Source organism: Streptomyces sp. NPDC020807, from assembly GCF_040641575.1.
Lineage (GTDB): Bacteria > Actinomycetota > Actinomycetes > Streptomycetales > Streptomycetaceae > Streptomyces.
This window is the reverse complement of record NZ_JBFADU010000056.1, coordinates 1-2,500: the sequence shown is the minus strand read 5'-3', so window position 1 is coordinate 2,500 and position 2,500 is coordinate 1. Positions and strand designations below refer to the sequence as shown.

The following is a 2,500-nucleotide window of genomic DNA, read 5'->3' as shown; positions in this document are numbered from 1 at the left end:
GCCTTCGCGCAGATGGTGGCCGCGGGCGAGATCCACGCCCGCCCCCGCACGGTCGTCCTGGCCGGCGAGGCCCTGACCGCGGACGCCGTCGCCGGCATCCGCACCGCCATCCCCGGCGCCCGGGTCGCCAACATCTACGGCCCCACCGAAGCGACGGTCTACACGACCGCCTGGTACGCGGACGACGACGTCGAAGGTGCGGTCCCGATCGGCCGCCCGATCTCCAACGCCCGGGTCTACGTCCTGGACGGCGCTCTGTCGCCGGTCCCGTCGGGTGTCGCAGGTGACCTGTACATCGCGGGTGCGGGCCTGGCCCGCGGCTACCTGGGCCGTACCGGACTGACCGCTGAGCGCTTCGTCGCCAACCCCTTCGAGACCGGCGAGCGGATGTACCGCACGGGTGACGTGGTCCGCTGGAACGCGGACGGTCAGATCGAGTACCTCGGTCGCGCGGACGAGCAGGTCAAGATCCGTGGCTTCCGCATCGAACTCGGCGAGGTCCAGGCCGTCCTGGCCGGCCACCCGCTGGTCGCCCAGGCCGTGGTCGTGGCCCGCGAGGACGTGCCGGGGGACAAGCGCCTGGTCGCCTACGCGGTGCCCGCCGAGGACGGCGTGGCCGATGAACTGCCGCGGATCCTGACCGCTCTGGCCACGGACCGCCTGCCGTCGTACATGGTCCCGTCGGCGGTCGTGGTCCTCGACGCCCTGCCGCTGAACGTCAACGGCAAGCTCGACCGCAAGGCCCTCCCCGCCCCCGCGTTCGCGACGGGAACCGCCGGCCGGGGCCCGGCCACGCTCCGCGAGGAGCTCCTGTGCGGAGTCTTCGCCCAGGTCCTCGGCCTGCCCGAGGTCGGCGTGGACGACGACTTCTTCGCCCTCGGCGGCCACTCCCTCCTCGCCGTCCGCCTCATCAGCCGGGTCCGTACGGTCCTCGGCGTCGAGGTCCCGCTCCGCGCCCTGTTCGACACCCCGAGCGTCGCCGGCCTCGCGGCCGGCCTCGCGGACGCCGGACAGGCCAGGCTCGCCCTGACCGCCGGCAACCGCCCGGAGCGGGTGCCGCTGTCCTTCGCGCAGCAGCGCCTGTGGTTCATCAGCCAGCTGGAGGGCCCCAGCGCCACCTACAACAGCCCGATCGCCCTGCGCCTGTCGGGCGATGCCGACCACCAGGTGCTGCACGCGGCCCTGCGGGACGTGATCGGCCGCCACGAGGTCCTGCGGACCGTCTTCGGCGTCGCGGACGGGCAGCCGTACCAGCGGGTCCTCGCGCTCGACGAGCTCGACTGGGAGCTGGACGTCGTCGAGGTCGGCCGGGCCGAGCTGGAGGACGCGGTCACCGCGGCCGCGCGGTACGCCTTCGACCTCTCCGTCGAGGTGCCGATCCGAGCCACCCTCTTCGAGGCCGGTGCGGGCGAGCGCGTCCTCGTCGTCCTCGTGCACCACATCGCCAGTGACGGCTGGTCGCGGGCGCCGCTGGCCCGGGACTTCTCCACCGCCTACGCGGCACGCAGCGCCGGTCAGGCGCCGCAGTGGGCGCCGCTGCCGGTGCAGTACGCGGACTACGCGCTGTGGCAGCGCGAGCTGCTCGGCGACGAGAGCGACCCGGACAGCGTCATCGCCCGGCAGCTCGCGTACTGGCGCGAGACGCTGACGGGCTCCCCCGAGGAGCTCGAGCTGCCCTTCGACCGCTCCCGCCCGGCTCTCGCCTCCCACCTGGGCCACAGCGTCCCCCTCGACGTCCCCGCCGAGGTGCACGTCCGCCTGGCGGAGCTCGCCCGCTCCGAGGGCGTGACCGTGTTCATGGTGCTGCAGGCAGCCTTGGCGATCCTGCTCTCCAAGCTGGGCGCGGGCACGGACATCCCGATCGGCTCGGCCCACGCCGGCCGCGGCGACGAGGCCCTCGACGACCTGATCGGCTGCTTCGTCAACACCCAGGTGCTGCGCGCGGACCTGTCGGGCGACCCCGCCTTCACCGAGCTGCTGGCCCGGGTGCGGGAGGCGGGCCTCTCCGGCTTCGCCCACCAGGACGTGCCCTTCGAGCGGCTGGTGGAGGAGCTGGCCCCGGCCCGTTCCATGGCCCGCCACCCGCTCTTCCAGGTCGTCCTGACGAAGCAGAACACCGTCAGCGCCGGCCTGGACTCCTCGGCCACGCCCGTCGTCTGGACCGGCGGCATGTCGACCGGCACCAGGGCGGCGAAGTTCGACCTGGACGTGATGGTCGGCGAGACGTACGACGCCGAGGGCGCCCCGGCCGGTCTGCGCGGCTCGGTCACCGTCGCCGCCGACCTGTTCGACCCGGAGTGGGCCGACCGGATCGCCGGCGCCTGGGTGCGCGTGCTCGACCTCCTCGGCGACAGCCCGCAGACCCGCCTCAGCGGCGTCCCGGTGCTGGACGAGGTGGCCCGGCACCGGGTCCTGACCGTGTGGAACGACACGGCGACCGAGGGCCGACCGGCCCTGGTTCACGAGCGGTTCGAGCAGGCGGCGGACCGTGTGCCCGACG

General features: G+C 74.0%; 1 protein-coding gene. It reads left to right on the top strand.

Annotation, left to right across the window (positions count from 1 at the left end; all coding sequences use genetic code 11):
- On the top strand, positions 1 to 2,500 hold a 2,500-nt coding region (locus AB0G79_RS33285; protein WP_360813221.1), incomplete at both ends, for a condensation domain-containing protein.